The organism is Arthrobacter sp. NPDC080082 (assembly GCF_040686595.1).
In the GTDB taxonomy this organism is placed as follows: Bacteria; Actinomycetota; Actinomycetes; order Actinomycetales; family Micrococcaceae; genus Arthrobacter.
Genome location: NZ_JBFBKQ010000002.1, coordinates 421,835 through 445,299, shown reverse-complemented (window position 1 = coordinate 445,299; position 23,465 = coordinate 421,835). Strand labels below are relative to the sequence as shown.

Here is a 23,465-nt window from a genome sequence, read left to right as displayed (position 1 = left end):
GGCCCGTGCGGTGCCTAGTGGGCGTGGTCTCCGCGGCTGTACTCGTAGACCCAGCCGATCAGCGCCACGATTGCCAGGCCACCGGCGATGAAGGTGATCCAGAAGCCGACCGCGATGCCCAGGAAGCCTCCTGCGCAGGCGAGGCCCAGGACCAGCGGCCACCAGCTCCAGGGGCTGAAGTGGCCCTGCTCGCCGGAACCCTCGTGGATCTCGGCGTCGCTGCGGTCCTCGGGACGCAGGCCGACGCGCTTGCCGGTGAAGCCCAGGTAGGCGCCGATCATGCCGGCCAGGCCGGCGACCAGCAGGATGCCCAGGATGCCGACCCACTCGCTCCAGTTCGTCATGAAGCCATAGACGATCGCGACCGGGATGAAGAAGAAGACACCGAGTCCAAAAATTCTAGATTCGATTTTCACAGTTAGGCGTCCTTCTGGTCGGCGTTACCGAGCGTCGCAGCAGCCGGCGCCGGGGAGTCGATGGTGTAGCTCTGGGCGAGCTCCGGGTGGTGCAGGTCCAGGGCGGGACGCTCGGACCGGATCCGGGGCAGCGAGGTGAAGTTGTGGCGCGGCGGCGGGCAGGAGGTTGCCCATTCCAGCGAGGCACCGAAGCCCCACGGATCGTCGACCATGACCTTCTCGTTGCTCCGCCAGGTGATGTAAACGTTCCAGAAGAACGGGATTAGCGAGGCGCCCAGCAGGAAGGAGGAGTACGTGGAGAACTGGTTCATCCAGGTGAAGCCGTCTTCGGGCATGTAGTCGGCGTAGCGGCGGGGCATGCCCATGACGCCGAGCCAATGCTGGATGAGGAAGGTGCCGTGGAAGCCGAGGAACAGCATCCAGAAGTGGATCTTGCCGAGGCGCTCGTTGAGCATCTTGCCCGTCCACTTCGGCCACCAGAAGTAGAAGCCGGCGAACATGGCAAACACGACGGTACCGAACACCACGTAGTGGAAGTGCGCCACGACGAAGTACGTATCGGAGACGTGGAAGTCCAGCGGCGGGGAGGCCAGGATGATGCCGGTCAGGCCGCCGAAGAGGAAGGTGGCCAGGAAGCCGATGCTCCACAGCATGGGGGTTTCGAACGTGATGGAACCCCGCCACATGGTGCCGATCCAGTTGAAGAACTTCACGCCGGTGGGAACCGCGATCAGCATCGTCATGAAGGAGAAGAACGGCAGCAGGACCGAGCCCGTGACGTACATGTGGTGGGCCCACACGGTGACGGACAGCGCGGCGATGGAGATGGTGGCGTAGACCAGGCCCTTGTAGCCGAAGATCGGCTTGCGGCTGAAGACCGGGAAGATCTCCGAGACGATGCCGAAGAACGGCAGAGCGATGATGTAGACCTCGGGGTGGCCGAAGAACCAGAACAGGTGCTGCCAGAGGACGGCGCCGCCGTTCTCCGGGTCGAAGATGTGCGCACCGAAGCGGCGGTCAGCGCCGAGGGCGAAGAGGGCCGCGGCCAGCGGCGGGAAGGCCATGAGCACCAGGATGGCGGTGACAAGGGTGTTCCAGGTGAAGATCGGCATGCGCCACATGGTCATGCCCGGGGCGCGCATGCAGATGATCGTGGTGATGAAGTTGACCGCACCCAGGATGGTACCGAAGCCGGAGAGGGCCAGGCCGAAGACCCAGAGGTCACCGCCGACGCCGGGGCTGAAGGTGGTGTTGGACAGCGGCGCGTAGGCGAACCAGCCGAAGGAGGCGGCACCCTGCGGGGTGATGAAACCGGAGACGGCGATCGTGGAACCGAAGAGGAAGAACCAGAAGGCCAGCGCGTTCAGTCGCGGGAAGGCGACGTCGGGGGCACCGATCTGCAGCGGCATGATGACGTTGGCGAAGCCCGCGAACAGCGGGGTCGCGAACATCAGGAGCATCACCGTGCCGTGCATGGTGAAGAGCTGGTTGTACTGTTCCTTGGTCTGCAGGATCTGCATGCCGGGTTCGAACAGTTCGGCGCGGATCAGCAGCGCCATGACGCCGCCGAAGCAGAAGAACACGAAGGACGCGATCAGGTACATGTACCCGATGGTCTTGTGGTCCGTGGAGGTGATCCAGTTGACGACGATGCGCCCCTTGGATTTGGGTACTACGGGAGCCTCAAGGATCCCGGAGGGCTGAGAGTAGGTTGTTGCCACTTCGCGCTCCCCTTACTTGTTCTCGGTCGGGGCCGGGTTGCGGTCGTACTCTTCGCCGAGCAGGCCGGTGTTGCCGTCCTGGCGGAGCTGGTTCATGTGGGCGGCGAACTCCGACTCGGAGACGACCTTCACGCGGAACAGCATTTCGGAGTGGTACTCACCACAGAGCTCGGCACACTTGCCGTCGTAGGTTCCCTCTTTGGTGGGAGTGAACCGGATGTAGTTGGTCTTGCCGGGGATCATGTCGCGCTTCTGCAGGAAGGCGGGAACCCAGAAGGAGTGGATGACGTCGCGGGAGTTCAGCTCCAGGTCCACGGACTTGTTGACGGGCAGGTACAGCGTCGGCAGCTTTTCCTTGTCGACGTCGGTGCCGGTCAGGTGCGCCTGGACGCCGGCCTCGTGGACGTCCTCGGTGACGACGTCACCCTTCTTGTAGTTGAAGTCCCAGGCCCACTGCTTGCCGCGGACGTCGACGACGACGTCGGCAGGCTGGCTGCGGTCGTCGATTGCCTTCTGGTCGCTGTCGGTGAAATAGAAGAACACCAGGACCATGAAGAGCGGGATCGTCAGGTAGAAGACCTCGAGCGGGAGGTTGAAGCTGTTCTGGCGGGGGAACCCGACGGTGCCCTTGCGGCGCCGGTAGGCGACTATGCACCAGATCATCAGGCCCCAGGTGATGATGCCAACGACCAGGGCTGCAATCCATGAGTTGACCCAGAGGTCCATGATGCGGTCAGTGTGGTTGGTGGTGCCGCGCTCGGTCGGCAGCCACCCTTTCTGTACCTCTGGTGAACATCCAGTCAAAGCCAACGCGCCGGCTAGTGCCAAGCCAGTGATCGAAGTGATCTGTTTGCGTCGGCTGCCGGTTCGGTTCTGCGAACTCACAGACGGCCCTTCCTACTTGTTGCTGTCGCCCGGCCGCATACAACGATCCGGGCACACTAAAAGTTTTACTACTCGGTGTAGAGCTTACCGCTCCCTGGGAGTTTTCGCCCACATGTCCGCGCCGTGGTCCGGCACCTTTTTCGGGGTTTCCGCGTTAGGGTCCCCGGACGGAACAATGGCCGGGCTGAAAGCCCGGCCATTGACCTTAGTGGAAGGAGTCTCCGCAGGCGCAGGAGCCGCCGGCGTTGGGGTTATCGATCGTGAAGCCCTGCTTCGAGATGGTGTCTTCGAAGTCGATGCTCGCGCCGCTGAGGTACGGCACGCTCATCTTGTCTACGACGACCTCGACGCCGTCGTAGTCGCGGACGGCGTCGCCCTCGAGGAGGCGCTCGTCGAAGTAGAGCTGGTAGATCAGGCCGGAGCAGCCGCCCGGCTGCACGGCGACGCGGAGGCGCAGGTCGGTGCGGCCTTCCTGTTCCAGCAGGCTGCGGACCTTGCCGGCAGCGACGTCGGTCAGCTGCACCTCGTGGCTGGCCAGTTCCTGGCTCTCCTGGACTGCGGTGTCGGTGCTGGTTTCATTGGTTGTAGTGCTCATGGCCTACCTTCTGACGACGGTCGGAGCGGCGCCGCCCGGGCGGCGCCAGCCCCTGCTTTAACGGTATGGGCTATAGCTACATGCTACGTCGATCAGTGCTGTAGCTCTAACTCCTGGGATAACCGTCTGCGTCCGCCGGATGTTCCCCGAAGGGCCGGTATCAGGCCAGTCCCTCGGCGTTCAGCCGGGCCAGGAGCAGCGCCTCGGCGATGATCGCGTTCCGGAAGTCCTCCAGGTGAAGGGACTCGTTGGCGCTGTGGGCGCGGGAGTCCGGGTCCTCGACGCCGGTAACCAGGATCTGGACGTCCGGATACAGCTCGGTGAGGTCCGCGATGAACGGGATGGACCCGCCGATGCCGGTCTCGACGGCCGGCACGCCCCAGGCCTCGCCGAGGGCCCACATCGCCAGCCGGGCCGCCGGGGAAGAGGTGTCGGTCATGAAGGCGCTGCCGGTCTCCCCCGGGGTGAAGACCACCTGGGCGCCGAACGGGGCGTTGGCCTCCACGTGGCGGCGGACCGCGTCCATGGCCTCGTCCGGGTTCTGGCCCGGGGCCAGGCGGAGGCTGAACTTGGCCTTGGCGCGCGGCAGCAGGGTGTTGGAGGCGACGTTCACAGCGGGGGCGTCGATGCCGATGATGGACAGCGCGGGTTTCGTCCACATGCGCGAGGCGATGCTGCCGGTGCCGGCGAGCTTGACGCCGTCGAGCACGGACGCGTCCTTGCGGTATTCCTCCTCTGTCAGGTCCACGGCGGCGTCATCCCGGCCCACCAGCCCCTCGATGGCGACGCTGCCGTCGTCGTCGTGCAGGGTGGCGATCAGGCGGGAGAGCAGGGTGGGGGCGTCGAGCACGGGGCCGCCGAACATGCCCGAGTGCACCGCGTGGTCCAGGACCTTGACCTCGATGGTGCCATCCACGAGGCCGCGGAGGCTGGTGGTCAGGGCGGGGATGCCGACCTTCCAGTTAGAGGAGTCGGCAACGACGATCACGTCGGAGCGCAGCAGTTCCTGGTGGGTTTCCAGGAATGCGCGGAAGGTCGGCGAGCCGGCCTCCTCCTCCCCCTCGAAGAAGAACGTGACGCCGAGGCCCAGCTCCTCCCCCAGCACCCGGCTGACCGCGGAATAGGCGGCGACGTGCGCCAGGATGCCGGCCTTGTCGTCCGCGGCGCCGCGGCCGTAGAGCCGGCCGTCCCGCTCGACGGCGGTGAACGGTTCGGTCTCCCAGAGCGAGAGGTCGCCGGTGGGCTGGACGTCGTGGTGGGCATAAAGCAGGATGGTTGGCTTGCCGGCCGCGGCGGGACGGCGTGCGACGACGGCGGGTCCGCCCGGGGTGCCGTCCTCCTTGTCGCAGCGCAGGATGCGCACATCATCGAAGCCGCTGCCGCGGACCAGCTCGGCCACCGCGTCGGCGCTGGCATTCAAGGGAGCGGGATCAAAGCTGGGCCAGGCGATGCCGGGGATCGCGACGAGTGCCTTGAGCTGCTCGACGGTGGCGTCAAAGGCCTCGGTGACGGCCTGGCGGAGGGCTGCGGTATCGACGGTCTGGGTGTTGCCGCCTGCTGAATGCTGCGGGGTGCCCGCGGGTGATGAAGTCATGGCCAAAACACTACCCGTGTCCCCGATCACCTCAAACAGCACCACAGGCCCCACCGTAGGCACGGTGCGGGCGCCGGCACGCGTCCCGGTGCCCGCGTCCGCCGCCGCGTCATCGGGCCGGGAACGGCACCCCTGCAGGGTAGTCTGTAGGGGTGTTTGGACGGAAAAAGGAAGCGCCCTCGGCGCAGGATGTAGTTGACCAGCGGGTGGCCGCGGCTCGAACCCCCACCGCCGGCAAGGGCGCGCCCACCCCGAAGCGCAGCGCGCAGGAAGCGGCCCGCAAGCGGCCCCTGGTGCCGCAGGACCGCAAGGCCTCGCGAGCGGCGGAGCGCACCGCGGTGGCCGAGCAGCGGCTGAAGATGCGCCAGGCCATGGATACCGGCGACGAGAAGTTCCTCCCGCTCCGGGACAAGGGCCCGCAGAAGCGCTTCGCCCGTGACTACGTGGACGCCCGCTACAGCCTGGGCGAATACCTGATGTTCGGTGCGCTGGTCTTCGTGGTTATTTCCCTGCTGGTGCCCGCCAGCAGCGAGCAGATGATCTACGTCCTGGGTGCCTTCTGGGTGATGTTCCTGGCCGTCTTCGTCGACGTCTTCTTCCTGTCGCGGAAGCTGAAGAAGCGCCTGACGGAGAAGTTCGGCGACGTCGAACGCGGCACGGTCTGGTACGGCTCGATGCGTTCGCTGCAGTTCCGCCGCCTGCGCATGCCCAAGCCCCAGGTCGGCCGCGGCGAGTACCCGGCCTGACCCCACCACCCGCCCACTAAAAACCCCCGGCAGCCTCGCTGCCGGGGGTCTTTCGCATCTGTGGGTGCTGCCGCCCGGGTGGGCGTCGCGTGTCCCGCGGGGGCTCTTCGCCTAGCGACGGACGGGGTGCTTGGCCAGATACCGGTTGATCCGCGCCGCCCAGAACGGCCCCTCATAGAGGAACGCGGTGTACCCCTGGACCAGGGTGGCGCCGGCCTCGAGCCGGGCGCGCACGTCCTCGCCCGATTCCACCCCGCCCACCGAGACAAGGGTCAGCGCGCCGCCGGTCGCCGCCTTCAGCCGGGCCAGGACCTCCAGGGACCGCTTCTTCAGCGGCGCGCCGGAGAGACCCCCGGCCCCGCAGGACTCCACGGCATCCGGGTCGGAGGCCAGCCCCGTCCGCCCGATGGTGGTGTTGGTGGCGATGATGCCGTCGAGCTTCAGGTCCAGCGCCAGCCGGGCAACGTCGTCGATGTCCTCGTCGCTGAGGTCCGGGGCGATCTTGACCAGCAGCGGAACGTGCCGTCCGGCGGCGGCGTCGGCCGCTTCCCCCACGGCGGTCAGCAGCGGGCGCAGGGTCCCGACGTCCTGCAGCAGCCGCAGGCCGGGGGTGTTGGGGGAACTGACGTTGACCACCAGGTAGTCCGCGGCCGGCGCCAGGCTGCGCGCGCTGATGAGGTAGTCCGCGACAGCGTCCTCGAGCTCCACCACCTTGCTCTTGCCGATGTTGATGCCGATCACCGGCCGCACGGTCCGGTAGCGGCGCTGCAGCGCGGCGCGTGCGGCACGGAGACGGGGAGCGACGGCGGCGGCGCCGTCGTTGTTGAAGCCCATCCGGTTGATCACGGCGCGGTCCTCGATCAGGCGGAACAGCCGCGGCGACGGGTTCCCGGGCTGGGCCTGGCCGGTGATGGTGCCCACCTCGATGTGGCCGAAGCCCAGGTCCGTGAGGGCCTCGATGCCGTGGCCCTCCTTGTCGAAGCCGGCGGCCAGGCCGAACGGTGAAGGGAAGGTCAGGCCGAACGCCTCGGTCCGCAGCGACGGCGCCGGTGCCGTGAGCCGCTGCAGCAGCCGGCCCGCACCGCAGCGGTGGGCGAGGCGGATGCCCTGAAAGCCGATCTTGTGGGCACGCTCGGCGTCCATCCAGGAGAAGGCAAGCCGGAAGAAGGTGGGGTAAAGGCGCATGGTCCTAGTTTTCCGGGTCCGGCGCGACAAAGCCAACCGGCGCGGGCGGGTGTCCCGGGCCGGGCGCTAGCATGATGCCATGACCCGCGATGAAGCAGTCCCCGCCCGCTCCCCGGGCTCCCCCTCCCCCGCCCGGATTGAGGCGGACGTGCTGGTGGTGGGCGCCGGCCTGGCCGGGCTGGTCGCCGCGTCCCAGGCGTACGCGGCGGGACGCCGGGTGGCGGTGCTGGACCAGGAACCCGAGGCCTCCGCGGGCGGCCAGGCCCATTGGTCCTTCGGCGGGCTTTTCCTGGTCAACACCCCGGAACAACGCCGCCTGGGCGTCCGGGACAGCGCCGAGCTGGCCCTCGCCGACTGGTTAGCGTCGGCCGGCTTCGACCGCGAGGAGGACGCCTCCGCCCGGCAGTGGGCCGAGGCGTACGTGGACTTCGCCGCCGGTGAGAAGCGCTCCTGGCTGGCCGCCCTCGGCGTCGGACTGTTCCCGCTCGTGCAGTGGGCCGAACGCGGCGGCTACGGACCTGACGGCCACGGCAACACGGTGCCCCGCTTCCACGTCGCCTGGGGTACCGGCCCCGCAATCGTGGCACCATTCCTGGCCAAGCTCCGGGAGGGCCAGGCCGCCGGGCGGGTGAGCTTCCATTTCCGGCACCGTGCCACCGGGCTGACGACGACGGCGGGCCGGGTCACCGGGGTGCACGGCTCCGTGCTCGCACCGAGCACCGCCGCCCGCGGCGAACAGTCCTCCCGGGAAGAGGCGGGCAGCTTCGAGGCCTCCGCGGCGGCGGTGATCGTCACGAGCGGCGGAACCGGCGGCAACCACTCGGCCGTACGCGCCCAGTGGCCGGGCGGAAACGCCCCGGCGGAGATGCTCTCCGGGGTGCCGGCCTCCGTGGATGGAGAGTTCCTGGGGGCAGTGTCCCGGGCCGGCGGAACCCTGGTCAACGGCGACCGGATGTGGCACTACCCCGAGGGCATCCACAACCACTCTCCCGTCTGGCCCCGGCACGGCATCCGCATCCTGCCCGGCCCGTCCGCGCTCTGGCTTGATGCGACCGGACGGACGCTGCCGGCTCCGCTGTTCCCGGGTTTCGACTCCTTGGGCGCGCTCCGGCACATCCTGGGCACCGGGTACGCCCACTCCTGGTTCGTGCTGAACCGCAGCATCGCGCTGAAGGAATTCGCCCTCTCCGGCTCGGAACAAAACCCTGACCTCACCGGCAAGGACCTGCGCCTGCTGGCCACCCGGCGGCGGCCCTCCCCGGACAACCCCCTGCAGCGGTTCCTGGACCGCGGGGTCGACTTCCTGCAGGCCGGCACCCCGCGGGAACTGGCCGGGCGGATGAATGAGCTGGCCGGCGGCGGACTGATCGACGCGGATGGACTCGAGCGCACCATCCGGGCCCGCGACCGCCAGTTCGCCAGCGGATTGGGCAAGGACCCGCAGCTGGCCGCCATCCGCGCCGCCCGCCGCTTCGCCACGGACAAGCTCATGCGCGTGGCACCGCCGCACCCGTTGCTCGATCCGCGGCACGGCCCGCTGCTGGCCGTCCGGCTCTCGGTCCTGACCCGCAAGAGCCTGGGCGGGATCCGGACCGACCTGCAGTCCCGGGTCCTGGACGCGTCCGGCGCCCCGGTGGACGGGCTGTACGCCGCCGGCGAGGCGGCCGGTTTCGGCGGCGGCGGCATTCACGGCTACCGCGCCCTGGAGGGGACGTTCCTGGGCGGGTGCCTGTTCTCCGGGCGGGCCGCCGGGCGCGCCGCCGCGGCGGCCGTGGCCTAGGCAGACATCCAGCGCAGGGAGGACGGACGGTGGCCGACGAGGGGCTGCAGTGGCAGCAGGACATCCTGGGCGAGGATTTCGCCGCGTGCACTTTCACCGCGGCCGGCCCGGACGGCGTCGAACGCGAAGCCACGCTGGTCCGTCACGTCCCCTCCCTGGGCGCAGGCCGGCGGCCGCGCCGGGCGGTACTGTTCCTACACGGCTGGAGCGACTACTTCTTCAACGAGGAGCTCGCGGAATTCTGGACCGGGCACGGTTTCGACTTTTTCGCCCTGGACATGCACAACCACGGACGCAGCCTGCGGCCGGGCACCCACGGCGGCTACGTGGCGGACCTGGCCGACTACGACGCCGAGATCACGACGGCCATCGCGATCGTCCGGTCGATGGGGGCGGGCGGCCGGTACCCGGTCACGCTGATGGGCCACTCCACCGGCGGCCTGATCGCGGCGCTGTGGGCCAGCCGCCACCCGGGAAACGCCGCGCAGCTGGTGTTGGACAGCCCGTGGCTGGAGATGCACGGCACCCCCGCCCTCCGCCGCGCGGCCCGAACCATGGTGGAACCCCTCGCCCGGTTCCGGCCCGAGTCCGTGATCCGGCTGCCGGCGCGGCCGTTCTACTGGCGCAGCATCAGCAGCGCCGCCGAGGGCGAGTGGCTGCTCGACGACGCCTACCGGCCGCCGCATGCCTTTCCAGTGCGGGCCGGCTGGCTCAGCGCCGTCCTGTCCGGGCAGACCCGGGTGGCACGGGGCCTGAACATCGACGTGCCCATCCTGGTCCTGATCTCCGGGGCGAGCGCCAACGGCATGTTCTGGAAGGAATCCATGCGCCGCACCGACGCCGTGCTGGACGTGAACACCATCGCCCTGCGCGCCCTGAGCCTCGGGCGGACCGTCACGCTGGAGAGGATCGACGGCGCACTGCACGACGTCTTCCTCTCCGCCCCCGGCGTCCGGGCGGACGCCTACGCCCGGCTGGCCCGCTGGATGACGGCCTACGCCCCTGAGGAGGGCGGCGCCGGCTGAGCCGCGGCGTCCACGGCACCGCCGTAGCGACGGTCACGCCGGGCGTAGATCTCCACGGCCTCCCACAGGGTCCGGCGGTCCACGTCCGGCCAGAGCGTGTCCAGGAAGACGAACTCGGCGTAGGCGGACTGCCAGAGCAGGAAGTTGGACAGGCGCTGCTCGCCGGAGCTGCGAAGGAACAGGTCAACGTCCGGCAGGTCGGGCTCGTCGAGGTACTTCTGGATGGTCTTCTCGGAGATAGCCGAGGGCTTCAGCCGGCCGGCGGCCACCTCCTCGGCGATCGCCGAGACGGCGTCGGCGATCTCCGCGCGGCCGCCGTAGTTAACACACATGTTCAGGGTGCAGGTGCTGTTACCGCGGGTGAACTCCTCGGCCTCCTCCAGCTCCTTGATGACCGAGCCCCACAGGCGCGGCCGCCGGCCGGACCAGCGGATCCGCACGCCCCACTCATTCATCTGGTTGCGCTGGCGACGCAGCACATCCTTGTTAAATCCCATCAGGAAGCGCACCTCTTCCGGGGAACGCCGCCAGTTCTCGGTGGAGAAGGCGTACACGCTCAGGTGCTTGATGCCGAGCTCGATCGCCCCGGCCACCACGTCCAGCAGCGCCGGCTCCCCCGCCTTGTGCCCCTCGATCCGCGGCAGTCCGCGCTGGTTGGCCCAACGGCCGTTGCCGTCCATGACGATCGCGACGTGCTGCGGCACCAGCTCGGCCGGAATGGCCGGCGGCACCGCGCCGGAGGGGTGCGGGTAAGGGGCCACCACGGGGGTGGTGCGCTGCGGGGTGGGGGTTTTCTTCTTGCCGAGGGCCACGGTCAGGTTCGCTCCACATGCTTGAGGGATTTGAGGACACGCTCCAGGTGCCACTGCAGGTAACTGGCCACCAGGCCGGCCGCCTCACGGCGGTGGACGGCCACGGACGCGTCCGCGGCAGTCCAGTTTCCGGTCAGCAGGGCGCCGAGGAGGACGACGGTTTCCGGCGCCGGCGCGGGCGATCCGGGCGGGCGGCAGGCCGGGCAGACCATCCCGCCCAGGGGTGCCGAGAAGGCCGTGTGCGGGCCCGGCGCCCCGCAGCGGGCGCAGTCGGTGAAGCTGGGGGCCCAGCCGCCGGTGGATAGCGCGCGGAGCAGGTAGGAATCGAGGATCAGTTCCGAGGCGTGGTCGCCGCGGCTCAGCGACGCCAGCGCCCCGACCAGCAGGTTGTACTGCGCGGTGCCGGCCTCGCCGTCGACGTCGGTGAGCTTCTCGGCCGTTTCCGTCATCGCCGCGGCCACCGTATAGCGGCCGTAGTCGGCCGCGATGCCGGTCCCGTAGGCGCCCTTCGCGACGGCCTGGGTGACCACGTCCAGGGTGCGGCCCGAGATCAGCTGCAGGTCCGCGACCATGAAGGGTTCCAGCCGGGCCCCGAACCGGCTGCTGGTGCGGCGGACCCCCTTGGCGACGGCGCGGACCTGGCCGTGGTGCTTGGTCAGCAGCGTGATGATGCGGTCGGCCTCGCCGAGCTTATGGGTGCGCAGGACGACGGCGTCGTCCCGGTAGGCGCGCGCGGCGTAGGAGGATGGTTGAGCCACAGTTTTATCTTCGCACTGACTTCGCGTAATCGCCGCCACGGGCCGTCCGCCCGCGGAAACAGCGCTGCGCCGCCGGAGAGTTTCCGACGGCGCAGCCGCAGGGCTGGCGGGCTGGTGCAGTTAGCCGCGGGCGTCCCGGATGGCGCGGTTGACGGCGGAGATGACGGCCTTCAGCGAGGCCATCGAGGTGTTGGCATCGATGCCCACGCCCCAGAGGACCCGCTCGCCGACGGCGCATTCGACATACGCGGCGGCTTGGGCGCTGCCGCCCTCGGACAGGGCGTGCTCGCTGTAGTCCAGGACGCGGACGTCGACGCCGTCTTCGCGGAGGATGCTCAGCAGCGCGGCGATCGGGCCGTTGCCGGTGCCGGTGCGCCGCAGGGGCTTCCCGTCGACCTTCAGCGCGGCGGTGAGGGTCATGGTGCCGTCCTCGTCGGATTCGGTGCTGACCGCGCCGAGCGCGTAGCGGCCCCACTGGCCCTCGGCGGCCGAGGAGGGCAGGTACTCATCCTGGAACACCTGCCACAGCTGGGCGCCGCTGACTTCGCCGCCCACGGCGTCGGTGCGGCGCTGGATGACGCCGGAGAACTCGATCTGGGCCCGGCGCGGCAGGTCCAGGTTGTGCTCGTTCTTCAGCAGGTAGGCCACGCCGCCCTTGCCGGACTGCGAGTTCACCCGGATCACGGCCTCGTAGCTGCGGCCCAGGTCCTTCGGGTCGACCGGCAGGTACGGGACCTGCCATTCGTAGTCGGCCACGTCCTTGCCGGCGGCGGCGGCGTCGCGCTCCAGGGCCTCCAGGCCCTTCTTAATAGCGTCCTGGTGGGAACCGGAGAAGGCGGTGAAGACCAGGTCTCCGCCGTACGGGGTGCGCTCGGCCACCGGCAGCTGGTTGCAGTATTCGACCGTGCGGCGGACCTCGTCGATGTCGGAGAAGTCGATCATCGGGTCGATGCCCTGGACAAACATGTTCAGGCCCAGGGTCACAAGGTCAACGTTGCCGGTCCGCTCACCGTTGCCGAACAGGCAGCCCTCAATCCGGTCCGCGCCGGCCAGGTAGCCCAGTTCGGCGGCGGCGACGCCGGTGCCGCGGTCGTTGTGCGGGTGCAGGGAGAGGATGATCCCCTCGCGCGGGTGCAGGTGGCGGCTCATCCACTCGATCGAGTCGGCGAAGACGTTGGGCGTGGCCATCTCGACGGTCGCGGGCAGGTTGATGATCACCTGGCGGTCCGCGGAGGCTTCGAAGACGTCGGCGACGGCGTTGCAGACGCGCACGGCGTATTCCAGCTCGGTGCCGGTGAACGATTCGGGCGAGTACTCGTAGGTGATGTGCGTGTCGGCGAGGGTTTCCTCGTACTTTTTGCACAGCCGGGCACCCTGCAGGGCGATGTCCAGGATGCCGTCCTCGTCCTGGTTGAACACGACGCGGCGCTGCAGGACCGACGTCGAGTTGTACAGGTGCACGATCGCCTGCTTGGCGCCGACCAGGGATTCGTAGGTCCGCTCGATCAGGTGCTCGCGGGCCTGGGTCAGGACCTGGATGGTGACATCGTCCGGGATGTGGTTGCCCTCGATGAGCTGGCGGACGAAGTCGAAGTCCGTCTGCGAGGCCGACGGAAAGCCGACCTCGATTTCCTTGTAGCCCATCCGGACCAGCAGGTCGAACATCTTCATCTTGCGGGCCGGGCTCATGGGATCGATCAGGGCCTGGTTGCCGTCGCGGAGATCCACGGCGCACCAGCGCGGGGCCGTGGTGATGACCTTGTCCGGCCAGGTCCGGTCCGGCAGTTCGACCGTGATCAGGTCCTGAAACGGGACGTAGCGGTGGACCGGCATACCTGAGGGCTGCTGTGCGTTTCGCATTACTTATCGGGGCCTTTTCTGTGATTCCTGATGAAAGGGTGGCCGGGCAACACAAACTCCGCAGCGAGGTTTGGCCTTGCGCTAGATCGCGTCTGAGGCCCCGCCGCGGCAGCTAAGAAGAAGCAGTTCTGCACGCACATTTTCACGATAACACGGTGCGTAAGATGAAGGAGCGATACCCCCAGCAACGTCCACCATGCAGACGCCGGCCCGGTCATCACGCCCGCGGCGGCGCCTGAACAGAAGGAGCCGCAGTGCCGCTTTCCGGGATTGACCAGTCCACCATCGACGCCGCCGTCCGGCCGCAGGATGACCTGTACCGCCACTTCAACGGCGCCTGGCTGAAGTCCGCCACCATCCCCGATGACCGGCCGCTGGACGGTGCCTTCACCGCCCTCCGCGACGGCGCGGAGCTCGCGGTGCAGGAGATCATCCTGGCCGCCGGCGGCCGGGGCACGGAGGCCAGCGGCATCGAACGCAAGATCGGCGACCTCTACAACAGCTTCATGGACGAGGACGCCGCGGAGGCCAAGGGCGCCGAACCGATCCGGGAGCGGCTGGCCGAAGTCGCCGCCACCGAGTCCGTCGCCGAGCTGCTGCGGCTGGCCGGCCGCCTGTTCCGTGCCGACGTGTCCGGACTGTTCTACATCTACCCGGCTCCCGATGCCGGGAACCCGGACCGGATCCTGCTCTACACCGGGCAGGCTGGCCTGGGCCTCCCGGATGAGTCGTACTACCGGGAAGAACAGTTCGCCGCCACGGTCACCTCCTACCGGGAGCACGTGCGCACCATGCTGCAACTGGCCGGCGTCGCCGACGCGGAGGCCGCCGCGGGGCGCGTGGTGGAACTGGAAACGGCCCTGGCGTCCCACCACTGGGACAAGGTGTCCCTGCGCGATCCGCAGAAGACCTACAACCTCAAGACCGCCGACGAGGTGGCCGGGCTTTTCCCGCTCATGAACGACTGGTTCGACGCCGCCGGCATCGACGAGGACAAGCGCGCCGAGCTGGTGGTCAGCACCCCCGACTTCTTCACCGGCGCGGCGTCGCTGCTGGAGACGGTGCCGCTGGGCACCTGGCAGGAGTGGCTGGCGATGCGCGTCGTCAGCGCCGCAGCCCCGTATCTGTCGTCGGCGTTCGTGGACGCCAACTTCGCGTTCTACGGCACCACCCTCAGCGGCACTCCGCGCAACCGTGACCGCTGGAAGCGCGGCGTCGCCGTCGTCGAGGCCGCCCTTGGTGAGGCCGTGGGGCAGATCTACGTGGCCCGGCACTTCCCGGAGTCGCACAAGGAACGCATGCGGGTCCTCGTGGGGAACCTGATCGAGGCGTACCGCGAATCCATCACCGGCCTGTCCTGGATGGGCGAGGACACCAAGCAGGAGGCGCTGAAGAAGCTGGACGCCTTCCGGCCCAAGATCGGCTACCCGGAGAAGTGGATCGACTACTCCGCCGTCGTGATCGACAAGGACGACCTGCTCGGCAACGTGGAGCGCGCACACAACGCCGACGTCGACCGGCACCTGGACGAGGTGGGCAAGCCAGTGGACCGGGAGAAGTGGCTGATGACCCCGCAGACGGTCAACGCCTACTACCACCCGCTGCTGAACGAGATCGTCTTCCCGGCCGCGATCCTGCAGCCGCCGTTCTTTACCGCAGACGCGGACGACGCCGTCAACTACGGCGGCATCGGCGCGGTGATCGGGCACGAGATCGGCCACGGCTTCGACGACCAGGGCTCCCAGTACGACGGCGACGGCCTGCTGCGCAACTGGTGGACCGAGGCGGACCGGGGCGCGTTCGAGGCCCTCACCTCGAAGCTGGTGGCCCAGTTCGACGCCCTCTCCCCCGCCGAGGCCTCCGGCCGGCACGTCAACGGCAAGCTGACCCTCGGCGAGAACATCGGCGACCTCGGTGGCCTGACCATCGCCTATAAGGCCTACCTGATCAGCCTCAACGGTCAGGAGGCCCCCGTGCTGGACGGCCTGACCGGGGCACAGCGGTTCTTCGCATCCTGGGCGGCGGTCTGGCGCCAGGTGATCCGCAGCGAGGAGGCCATCAAGCGGCTCGCGACCGACCCGCACTCCCCCAACGAGTTCCGCACCAACGAGATCGCCCGGAACCTGGACGCCTTCCACGAGGCGTTCGGGACCACGGAACGGGACGGCATGTGGCTCGCCCCCGCGGAGCGCGTCAGCATCTGGTGACCTGACAGGCACGTCGATACACGAGGAGGCCCGGGCTTTGACGCCCGGGCCTCCTGCGTACCTGCCGTGACCGTCCGGTCAGCGGACGATCATGGCGGGGTTGACCTGCTGGCAGACCGTGTCGCCGGCCGTCTGGTTCACGATGTCCGGCGGCAGCTGCGCGGACGCGGAGGTGGACGGTTGCGCGCCGGCCGCGTAGTCGGCCCCGAGGTAGGCCTGGACGCCGGTGACGTTCGCCGCGGGGAGGACCTTGGAGGACGGGACGCCCAGCAGGGCGGCGACGTCCGCGGCGACGTCCGCGAAGTTCCCGCCGTAGTACACGGCGGTGGACGCGACGGCGGGCGCGGTGAACTGAGCGGTCTGGGTGAAACCGGCGGCGTTCAAGGCGGCCACCGCCTTCGCGGCGTTGGCCGCGTTGGAGCTGCCGTTGGCGACCGTGACCGGCTGCGCGGCCTTGTTGTAGGCGGCTGCGCTCGTGGCGGCCGGTGCGGGAGCGGACGACGCCGCGTCGCTGGCCCCCGCGGTGGGGGCGGCCGAGGCCGGGGCCTTCGGGTCGGTCAGGTCCACGTCGCTGCGGAGTGCGGCGAAGAGCTGGGACGCCGCGGGTTCGGCCAGTTGCAGGCGGTTGCTGTCCGAGACGGCCGGTTCTGTGGGGGTGGCAACGAAGGCGACCTTGCTGATGTCGATGTTCTTCAGCCGGTTGCCGACGGTGAGCAGGGTGGGCACGGACGCCAGTCCATCGTCCACCGTGAGGTTTTTGGTGATGGCGTCCGCGATGCCGAGCATTCGGCCCGGGTTCGTCAGGGTGCCGTCATCCTTGATCTTGCGGACCAGGGAGGAGAGGAAGCCCTGCTGGGCCTTGATCCGGCCGAGGTCGCCGCCGTCGCCGAACGCGTGCCGGGTCCGGACGAAGGAGAGGGCCTGCTCGCCCTGGACCTTGGAGGTGCCCTTGGGCAGCCGCAGGCCTGAATCGGGATCGTAGACGGCGTCGCTGACGCAGACGTCCACGCCGCCGACGGTGTTGGAGAGTTCCTTGACGGAGTTGAAGTCGGCCATCATGAAGTGGTCGATCTCGAGGCCGGTGAGCTTGTTGACGGTGTCCACCGCGCAGCCGATGCCCGCCTCGGACATCGCCGAGTTGATCATGGCCTGGCGCTGGGCCGGGTATTCCTTCTTGGTCTTCTGGTCCACGCACTTGGGGATGTCCACCAGGAGGTCGCGGGGGAAGCTGATGACGCTGACGCGCTTGTTGTCCGCGGAGATGTCCATCATCATCATCACGTCGGAGTGACCGTAGCCGGCGGAGTCCTCGGCGCTGCCGTACTCGGAGTTCTTGCCGTCGCGGGTGTCCGAGCCCAGGATCAGGATCTGCATCCTGTCCGTTGCCTCGTTGACGGCGTCCTCGGTGCGGCCGTTGCCGGCGCCGAGGGCCTGCTTGCTGATGTTCCCCTGCAGCCGGATGAACCAGTAGGACCCGAACGCGATCACGCCCACCAGGAGTACGGAGATCACGATGGTGGTGGCCTTCAGCCAGGTGGGGGTCCGGTGCGTTGCGCCCAGGTGCCGGGCGGGCCCGACGGAGGGGTCATCCGCGTGCCGGGCAGCGGCGCCTGACCGGGCCGGTGGAACGGTCCCGTCTGAACGGTTGTCACGGGGTCGAACCACGGATGGTGCCTTCCGTCGCGGAGTGGGTCTACCCATTTTAGTGCCCCGCGGCGGAAAAGCTGTGACCGGCCCCCGCCCTGCGCGGGTTGGGGCCGGCCGGGAGGGTCAGAAGCCCAGCTTCACCAGCTGCTTCGGGTCCCGCTGCCAATCCTTGGCGACCTTCACGTGCAGGTCCAGGTAGATCCGCGCGCCCAGCAGCGCCTCGATGCCCTTTCGCGCGTTGGTGCCGACTTCCCGGAGCCGGGCGCCGCCCTTGCCGATGATGATGGCCTTCTGCGAGGGCCGTTCGACGTACAGGTTGACCCGGACATCCAGGAAAGGACGGTCCTCGGGACGGTCCTCGCGCGGCACGATTTCCTCCACGACGACGGCCAGGGAGTGCGGCAGCTCGTCACGGACGCCCTCGAGCGCGGCCTCACGGATCAGTTCGGCGATCATCACGGCCTCGGGCTCGTCCGTGAGGTGGCCGTCCGGGTAGAGCGGGGGCGACGGCGGCATGTGGCTGATCAGCACATCGGCGACCGTGTCCACCTGGAAACCGTCCGCGGCGGAGACGGGGACGATGCCCTTCCAGCCCTCCTCCCCGAGGACCTCCCGGCCCAGGGCGGCGACGGCGAGCAGCTGCTCGGTGAGGGCCTGCCGGTCCACCGTGTCCGCCTTCGTGACCAGCGCGATCACGGGTTTGCGGCCGAGGGCGGCCAGCTGGGCGGCGATGAACTTGTCGCCGGGGCCGATCTTCTCGTTCGCCGGGAGGCAGAAACCGATCGCATCGACCTCGGCCAGGGTGTCCGCCACGAGTTCGTTCAGGCGCTTGCCGAGCAGGGTGCGGGGCCGGTGCAGGCCCGGAGTGTCCACCAGGACCAACTGCGAGTCCTCGCGGTGCACGATCCCGCGGATCGTGTGCCGGGTGGTCTGCGGCTTGGCGGAGGTGATGGCCACCTTCTGCCCCACCAGGGCGTTGGTCAGGGTGGACTTTCCGGCGTTGGGGCGTCCCACCAGCACCGCGAACCCGGCCCGGTACCCGCCGTAGGGCGCTCCGCCGTCGGACTTATTCTGCTTGCTCACGTGGAACTCCCTGTTGCATTGTGTCGGCCTCGTCGAGTAGCTCTCCAAGGTCAGTGTCTTCCTTTGGCGCTGCCGCCGCAATGACGTGGCTGACGCGGTTCCGGCGGCCCTCGAGCCGGTCGGCGCGGAGGGTCACGCCGTCGACCGTGACGGTGCTTCCCACGATCGGGACCCGGCCCAGGGCCTTCGCGAGCAGGCCGCCCACGGTGTCCACCTCGTCGTCGTCGAGCTCCAGGTCGAAGAGCTCGCCCAGGTCGTCGATGCTCATCTTGGCGCTCACCCGGTAGGTGCCGTCGCCCAGCTCGACGGCCTCGGCGGACTCCGTGTCGTATTCGTCGACGATCTCGCCGACGAGTTCCTCGATCAGGTCCTCCAGGGTGACCAGGCCGGCGGTGCCGCCGTATTCGTCGATGACGATGGCCACGTGGGTGGATTCCTTCTGCAGCTCGCGCAGCAGTTCGCTGACGGGCTTGGAGTCGGGAACGTAGCGCACCTCGCGGGCGAGGGCGTCCACCGCGGGCGGTTCGACGCCGGGTTCCAGGTTGTGGATCACGGCGGCGACGTCCTTGAGGTAGACGATGCCGAGGACCTGGTCGGTGCTCTCGCCGATCACCGGGATCCGGGAATAGCCGGAGCGGAGGAACAGGGACATGGCGCGGTGCAGGCTGGAGCCGGAATCGATGGTGAGGATGTCCGTGCGGGGCACCATCACGGCGCGGACCAGGGTGTCGCCGAAGTCGAAGACGGACTGGATCAGTTCCGCCTCGTCGTTCTCGATCACCTCGGATTCGCTGGCGCGTTCGACGAGTTCGCGGAACTCCTCTTCGCTGAAGAACGCCTCATTGTCCGCCGGGGCGCCGGGGGCGACGGCGCTGCCGAGGGTGACCAGCCAGCCCGGGATGGGGCCGAGCACCCAGCAGAGCCAACGGATCAGCGGGGCGGAGAAACGCACCAGCCCGGCGGAGTGCACGCGGCCCAGCTGGCGCGGGGAAACCCCCACGATCACGAAGCCGAGGATCGCCATGATGCCGGTGGCGATCAGGCCGGCCAGCCAGACGTTATCCAGCACGCTGTGCAGCAGCACGGTCACGGCCACCGCGGAGGCCATCTCGAACCAGATCCGCCAGAACCGCAGGGCGCGCATGTGCGCCACCGGCTGGGCGAGGATCCGTTTGAGGGCGGTGCCGCGGCTGTTAAGCACCGCCGCCTCGGCGTCGTGCCGAGGGAGGTAGTTGAAGGCTGCCTCGGCCGCTGTCAAAAGCGCGGCAAAACTCAGGAAGACCAGCGACATGCCGGCCAGGATCAGTGGGGTCACTGAATCGTCTCTGCCGGGGCTTCCCGGCCGGTGAAGCCGGAGAGGAGTTCGCGCTGCAGGCCGAACATCTCTTCCTTCTCCTCCGGCTCGGCGTGGTCGAAGCCGAGCAGGTGCAGGATGCCGTGCGTGGTGAGGAGCAGCATCTCGTCCTGGGTGGAGTGGCCGGCGTTCTGGGCCTGGATCTCGGCGACCTGCGGGCAGATGGCGATGTCACCGAGCATGCCCTGCGGGGTGGGCTTGTCCGGGGTGCCGGGGGTCAGCTCGTCCATCGGGACGGAGAGGACGTCGGTGGAACCAGGCTCGTCCATCAGTTCGATGTGCAGCTTTTCCATCGCGGGCTCGTCCACCAGCAGGATGGACAGCTCCGCCTGCGGGTGGATGAAGAGCCGTTCGAAGACGTATCGGGCCAGCGCCACCAATTCGGCCTCGTCGACGGCGATGCCGGATTCGTTGTTGACCTCGATGCTCATGCGTGTTCTCCCCGGTTGTCCCGGGCGACGGAGTGCTTGACCCGGTTTCGTTGTGTTTCGTCCCAGACGCTGTAGGCGTTGACGATGTCGCCCACCAGCCGGTGCCGGACGACGTCGGCGGCGTCCAGGACGGAAAAGTTGACGTCCTCGATGCCCTGCAGGATGTCCTCGACGATCCGCAGGCCGGACCGGGTACCGAACGGCAGGTCCACCTGGGTGATGTCGCCGGTGACCACCATCTTGGAGCCGAAGCCCAGGCGGGTGAGGAACATCTTCATCTGCTCCGGCGTCGTGTTCTGGGCCTCGTCCAGGATGATGAAGGCGTCGTTCAGGGTCCGGCCGCGCATGTAGGCCAGCGGGGCCACCTCGATGGTGCCCGCGGCCATCAGGCGGGGGATGGACTCCGGGTCCATCATGTCGTGCAGCGCGTCGTAGAGCGGCCGCAGGTAGGGATCGATCTTGTCGCTCAGCGTTCCGGGCAGGAAGCCGAGCCGCTCACCGGCCTCGACGGCGGGGCGGGTGAGGATGATCCGGCTGACTTCCTTCTGCTGCAGCGCCTGCACGGCCTTGGCCATGGCCAGGTAGGTCTTGCCCGTGCCGGCGGGACCGATGCCGAAGATCACGGTGTTCGCGTCGATGGCGTCCACGTAGTTCTTCTGGTTCAGCGTCTTGGGCCGGATGGTCTTGCCGCGGCTGGAGAGGATGTTGGTGGTCAGCACCTCCACCGGGTTCTGCAGCGACTGGCTGCGGAGCATGGAGACGAGCTGCTGCAGGACGGCCGGGGTGATGACCGTGCCGCGGGCCACCAGGCCGCGCACCTCGTTCAGGAGCCGCATGATCCGGGGGACGTCCGCCGGCGGGCCGCTGATGGAGAGTTCGTTGCCGCGGACGTGGAAGTCGACGCCGGGGTACTGGGATTCGATGAAGCGCAGCGCCTCGTCGTGGCTGCCCAGCGACTGCACCATCTGGCCCGAGTTCTCGAAGACCACGACCTCCGTCCGCACGCCTGGGATGGAGTGGGGAAATTCCCCGGTGGTGCGTTCGCCCGCGGTGGTCCGGGCCTTGCCGTTGGCTGCTTCAGTCATGGTGATGGCCCGCGGGCCTCTGGTTCCCTCCAGCTCGAATATGCTCCGTCGCCGCCGCTCCCGTCTCGCCGCCGTGAGGTGCGGCGTCGCCGGGTCCGGCGGTCCTCCCATCTTACGTCAGGAGACCGCCGCCGTGCCGCGCTCCAAGCCCGGCCGGACGGGGCGCCCCAACGCCGGGCCGCCGTCGCCACCGGCCGCTTCCACGGCGCCTTCCGGTGGCCCGCCCGACGCCCTTTTCGACGTCCCGTCGACGCCGTGGCGGCAGCGGTTAGCCGGCTTTAGGTATCAACTTCATATCGGCCTCATATCGTTCCCGTTGCAGTTTGTTCGGGTGCCCCGCTTCCCCGCCGGCGTGCACTTCCCCTGTGCCATGCTGGATTGGGCCTATCGGTCCCGGCCGGCGACGGCCCGCACATCAACGACCACCGCGAGAGGGAGCACCGCAATCGGCATCAAGGGCGCCAGCAGTCAGGGCACGAGGACCGCGACGGCGGCACGGCGCATGCGCCGCGGCCTGCTGCTGTTCGTGCTGCCCGCTTCCCTGGTGCTCTCCGGTTGCGTCGCCAACCCCCGGCAGGACATCACCGACGCCGGCTCCCCCACCCAGACGGTGCCGGGACCCGCGGACGGGACCACCGCCACGAGCGCCCCGCTGGAATCCGCGCAGGCCTCCAACAAGGCCCCGGTGTACTGGATCGGCCGCAGCAACAACAACGTCTTCCTCTACCGCGAATTCCGGGACGTCTCCGAGGACGACAACCCCGTGACCCGCGCGTTGCGGGTGATGATGTCCCAGAAGCCGCTGGACCCTGACTTCTTCACCCCGTGGCAGAATCCGCGCAAGCTCGCCACGTCGATCTCCGGCAAGAACACCATCACGGTGGACGTGTCCTCCGACGCGTTCAACAGCAACCTCGACGCCGACATGGCCGAGCGCGCCATCCAGCAGCTGGTCTACACGGCCACCGCCGCCGCGGCCAGCGCCGGGCTGACGGACTCCGGGCAGCAGATCCAGGTGGTCATCCTTGTGGACGGCCACACCGACTACGTCGCGTTCAACCGGGTCCGGCTGGGCGCACCCACCTCCCGCAGCGCCGGCATGGTGGCGCCGGTGTGGATCATCGACCCGCAGGAGGGCACCACCGTGGCCGACGGCGCGGTAAAGATCTCCGGCCGCAGCACCTCGCCGGGCGGGAAGCTCCGCTGGGAGATCCAGAAGGTCGACGGCACCGCCAAGACCCCGTACCAGAGCGGCATGATGACCGCGGCGGCAGACGCGCAGCAGTCGGGGCTGTTCAGCTTCACCCTGAACTTGGGACCGGGCAGTTACGAGGCGCGGGTCTCCCAGGTGGACGCGAACGGCAAGGCCACCGACCTCAACGTCGACACCCGCGGCTTCACGGTTAAATAGCCCGGTCCAATAGCACCGTCAAATAGCCCGGCTAATTGACCACCTAAAACACAGCTAAGCAGCCTGCCGGGTAGCCGCTACCAGCGGCCCAGGATGTCGCTGGCCAGCACGGTGGCCGCGGGCCCGGCGGTGGAGGACCGCAGCACGTGGTGCCCCAACAGCGCGGTCACGGCCCCGGCATCACAGAGCCGGGTGACCTCCCGCGGGCTGATCCCGCCCTCCGGTCCCACGATCAGCAGCACCTCGCGCGGCGCCGCGCCGTCGTCCGCGCCAACAACTTTCTCCTGCCAGTCGGCCAGCACCCGGCGCAGCGGCCGGACGGCGTCCTCGTGCAGGATCACGGCCAGCCCGGCGGATGCCACCGTGGCGGCGACCGCCGCCTGCAGCGAGCCGCCGTCCACGGCGGCGCGGACCTCGGGGATCCAGGCGCGGCGGGCCTGCTTCGCCGCCGCCGTCACCACGGACTGCCACTTGGCGTGCGCCTTCGCGGCGCGTTCGGGCTTCCAGCGGACGATCGACCGTTCGGCCTGCCACGGGACGACGGCGTCGATCCCCAGCTCCGTCGCGGTCTCGGCCGCGAGTTCGTCCCGGTCACCCTTCGCCAGGGCCTGCACCAGCACCAGCCGCACCGTGGGACGCGGCTCGTCGTTGACCGCGGTGCACTCGAGCGTCAGCTCCTGGGGCCCGGCGCCGGTGACCGTGCCGGTGATCCGGCGGCCGGCGCCGTCGGCGATGTCCACCTGCTCCCCCGCAGCGAGGCGCTTGACCGTGACGGCATGCCGCGCCTCGGCGCCGTCCAGCACGAAGGTGGAACCGGGGGCCTGGTTGTCCAGGGTTCCGGCGGGGGTGAAGAAGACCGGGTTGCTCACC

20 protein-coding genes are annotated in these 23,465 nt (G+C 68.9%); 5 read left to right on the top strand and 15 right to left on the bottom strand.

From position 1 onward, the window contains the following. Window positions 1-14 precede the first annotated feature (14 nt). From AB0O44_RS06425 to AB0O44_RS06405, 5 genes are all read right to left on the bottom strand, one after another. Complete coding sequence (locus AB0O44_RS06425; RefSeq protein WP_290257799.1) at window positions 15-416, bottom strand: cytochrome c oxidase subunit 4; 402 nt, start codon at window positions 414-416, stop codon at window positions 15-17. A 2-nt stretch (window positions 417-418) separates the two neighbouring features. Continuing rightward, entirely contained in the window at window positions 419-2,137 is a 1,719-nt protein-coding gene (gene ctaD, locus AB0O44_RS06420) for a cytochrome c oxidase subunit I (RefSeq protein ID WP_290257798.1), read from the bottom strand. A 12-nt stretch (window positions 2,138-2,149) separates the two neighbouring features. Then, a complete protein-coding gene (gene coxB, locus AB0O44_RS06415; protein WP_364135625.1) occupies window positions 2,150-3,022 on the bottom strand; it encodes a cytochrome c oxidase subunit II in 873 nt (290 codons plus the stop codon). A gap of 205 nt (window positions 3,023-3,227) precedes the next feature. Continuing rightward, the gene (locus AB0O44_RS06410; RefSeq protein ID WP_290257796.1) at window positions 3,228-3,617 is read right to left on the bottom strand and encodes an iron-sulfur cluster assembly accessory protein; all 390 of its coding nucleotides are present in this window, start codon (window positions 3,615-3,617) and stop codon (window positions 3,228-3,230) included. A gap of 160 nt (window positions 3,618-3,777) precedes the next feature. Continuing rightward, the gene (locus AB0O44_RS06405) at window positions 3,778-5,211 is read right to left on the bottom strand and encodes a dipeptidase (protein WP_364135622.1); all 1,434 of its coding nucleotides are present in this window, start codon (window positions 5,209-5,211) and stop codon (window positions 3,778-3,780) included. 152 nt (window positions 5,212-5,363) lie between these two features. Between AB0O44_RS06405 and AB0O44_RS06400 the strand changes: the two genes are divergently transcribed. Further along, window positions 5,364-5,957: a DUF3043 domain-containing protein gene (locus AB0O44_RS06400; RefSeq protein ID WP_364135620.1), complete on the top strand. Its 594-nt coding sequence runs from the start codon at window positions 5,364-5,366 to the stop codon at window positions 5,955-5,957. A gap of 111 nt (window positions 5,958-6,068) precedes the next feature. Here the strand turns inward: AB0O44_RS06400 and AB0O44_RS06395 are convergent, their stop codons facing one another. Beyond that, complete coding sequence (locus AB0O44_RS06395; protein ID WP_364135617.1) at window positions 6,069-7,142, bottom strand: quinone-dependent dihydroorotate dehydrogenase; 1,074 nt, start codon at window positions 7,140-7,142, stop codon at window positions 6,069-6,071. Between the two features lie 79 nt (window positions 7,143-7,221). On the opposite strand from AB0O44_RS06395, the gene AB0O44_RS06390 reads away from it, so the two are divergent. Next, the gene (locus AB0O44_RS06390; protein ID WP_364135614.1) at window positions 7,222-8,922 is read left to right on the top strand and encodes an FAD-binding dehydrogenase; all 1,701 of its coding nucleotides are present in this window, start codon (window positions 7,222-7,224) and stop codon (window positions 8,920-8,922) included. A gap of 44 nt (window positions 8,923-8,966) precedes the next feature. Further along, window positions 8,967-9,947: an alpha/beta hydrolase gene (locus AB0O44_RS06385; RefSeq protein WP_364135822.1), complete on the top strand. Its 981-nt coding sequence runs from the start codon at window positions 8,967-8,969 to the stop codon at window positions 9,945-9,947. Here the strand turns inward: AB0O44_RS06385 and AB0O44_RS06380 are convergent. The 3 genes from AB0O44_RS06380 to leuA form a co-directional block, all read right to left on the bottom strand. Beyond that, the gene (locus AB0O44_RS06380; protein WP_364135611.1) at window positions 9,917-10,759 is read right to left on the bottom strand and encodes an isoprenyl transferase; all 843 of its coding nucleotides are present in this window, start codon (window positions 10,757-10,759) and stop codon (window positions 9,917-9,919) included. The two genes, AB0O44_RS06385 and AB0O44_RS06380, sit on opposite strands and share 31 nt — an antisense overlap. 2 nt (window positions 10,760-10,761) lie before the next feature. Continuing rightward, a complete protein-coding gene (gene recO / locus AB0O44_RS06375; protein WP_364135608.1) occupies window positions 10,762-11,517 on the bottom strand; it encodes a DNA repair protein RecO in 756 nt (251 codons plus the stop codon). A gap of 120 nt (window positions 11,518-11,637) precedes the next feature. Next, window positions 11,638-13,377: a 2-isopropylmalate synthase gene (gene leuA / locus AB0O44_RS06370; RefSeq protein WP_364135605.1), complete on the bottom strand. Its 1,740-nt coding sequence runs from the start codon at window positions 13,375-13,377 to the stop codon at window positions 11,638-11,640. 254 nt (window positions 13,378-13,631) lie between these two features. On the opposite strand from leuA, the gene AB0O44_RS06365 reads away from it, so the two are divergent. Then, window positions 13,632-15,584, top strand: a complete 1,953-nt coding sequence (locus tag AB0O44_RS06365; protein WP_364135602.1) for a M13-type metalloendopeptidase — start codon at window positions 13,632-13,634, stop codon at window positions 15,582-15,584. A gap of 78 nt (window positions 15,585-15,662) precedes the next feature. Here AB0O44_RS06365 and AB0O44_RS06360 read toward each other — a convergent pair whose 3' ends face one another. From AB0O44_RS06360 to AB0O44_RS06340, 5 genes are all read right to left on the bottom strand, one after another. Beyond that, entirely contained in the window at window positions 15,663-17,249 is a 1,587-nt protein-coding gene (locus AB0O44_RS06360; RefSeq protein ID WP_364135599.1) for an LCP family protein, read from the bottom strand. A 105-nt stretch (window positions 17,250-17,354) separates the two neighbouring features. Next, a complete protein-coding gene (gene era / locus AB0O44_RS06355) occupies window positions 17,355-18,314 on the bottom strand; it encodes a GTPase Era (protein ID WP_364135596.1) in 960 nt (319 codons plus the stop codon). Then, window positions 18,298-19,629, bottom strand: coding sequence for a hemolysin family protein (locus tag AB0O44_RS06350; RefSeq protein ID WP_364135593.1), 1,332 nt, complete (start codon window positions 19,627-19,629; stop codon window positions 18,298-18,300). The genes era and AB0O44_RS06350 overlap by 17 nt, the downstream gene beginning before the upstream one ends. Beyond that, window positions 19,626-20,099 (bottom strand): rRNA maturation RNase YbeY, encoded by a 474-nt coding sequence (ybeY, locus tag AB0O44_RS06345; RefSeq protein WP_290257784.1) that lies wholly within the window; start codon window positions 20,097-20,099, stop codon window positions 19,626-19,628. The genes AB0O44_RS06350 and ybeY overlap by 4 nt, the downstream gene beginning before the upstream one ends. Next, window positions 20,096-21,184, bottom strand: coding sequence for a PhoH family protein (locus AB0O44_RS06340; RefSeq protein WP_364135588.1), 1,089 nt, complete (start codon window positions 21,182-21,184; stop codon window positions 20,096-20,098). The genes ybeY and AB0O44_RS06340 overlap by 4 nt, the downstream gene beginning before the upstream one ends. 502 nt (window positions 21,185-21,686) lie before the next feature. On the opposite strand from AB0O44_RS06340, the gene AB0O44_RS06335 reads away from it, so the two are divergent. Continuing rightward, window positions 21,687-22,595 (top strand): GerMN domain-containing protein, encoded by a 909-nt coding sequence (locus tag AB0O44_RS06335; RefSeq protein WP_364135820.1) that lies wholly within the window; start codon window positions 21,687-21,689, stop codon window positions 22,593-22,595. Between the two features lie 77 nt (window positions 22,596-22,672). On the opposite strand, the gene AB0O44_RS06330 is transcribed toward AB0O44_RS06335, so the two are convergent. Then, complete coding sequence (locus AB0O44_RS06330) at window positions 22,673-23,464, bottom strand: 16S rRNA (uracil(1498)-N(3))-methyltransferase (RefSeq protein ID WP_364135585.1); 792 nt, start codon at window positions 23,462-23,464, stop codon at window positions 22,673-22,675. Window position 23,465: the final 1 nt, after the last annotated feature.

Bases quoted from the DNA above. Each gene is read 5' to 3' on its own strand.
- AB0O44_RS06410 (WP_290257796.1), bottom strand. From the start codon at position 3,617: ATGAGCACTACAACCAATGAAACCAGCACCGACACCGCAGTCCAGGAG.
- AB0O44_RS06405 (WP_364135622.1), bottom strand. From the start codon at position 5,211: ATGACTTCATCACCCGCGGGCACCCCGCAGCATTCAGCAGGCGGCAAC.
- AB0O44_RS06395 (WP_364135617.1), bottom strand. From the start codon at position 7,142: ATGCGCCTTTACCCCACCTTCTTCCGGCTTGCCTTCTCCTGGATGGAC.
- AB0O44_RS06390 (WP_364135614.1), top strand. From the start codon at position 7,222: ATGACCCGCGATGAAGCAGTCCCCGCCCGCTCCCCGGGCTCCCCCTCC.
- leuA (WP_364135605.1), bottom strand. From the start codon at position 13,377: ATGCGAAACGCACAGCAGCCCTCAGGTATGCCGGTCCACCGCTACGTC.
- ybeY (WP_290257784.1), bottom strand. From the start codon at position 20,099: ATGAGCATCGAGGTCAACAACGAATCCGGCATCGCCGTCGACGAGGCC.
- AB0O44_RS06340 (WP_364135588.1), bottom strand. From the start codon at position 21,184: ATGACTGAAGCAGCCAACGGCAAGGCCCGGACCACCGCGGGCGAACGC.
- AB0O44_RS06335 (WP_364135820.1), top strand. From the start codon at position 21,687: ATGCGCCGCGGCCTGCTGCTGTTCGTGCTGCCCGCTTCCCTGGTGCTC.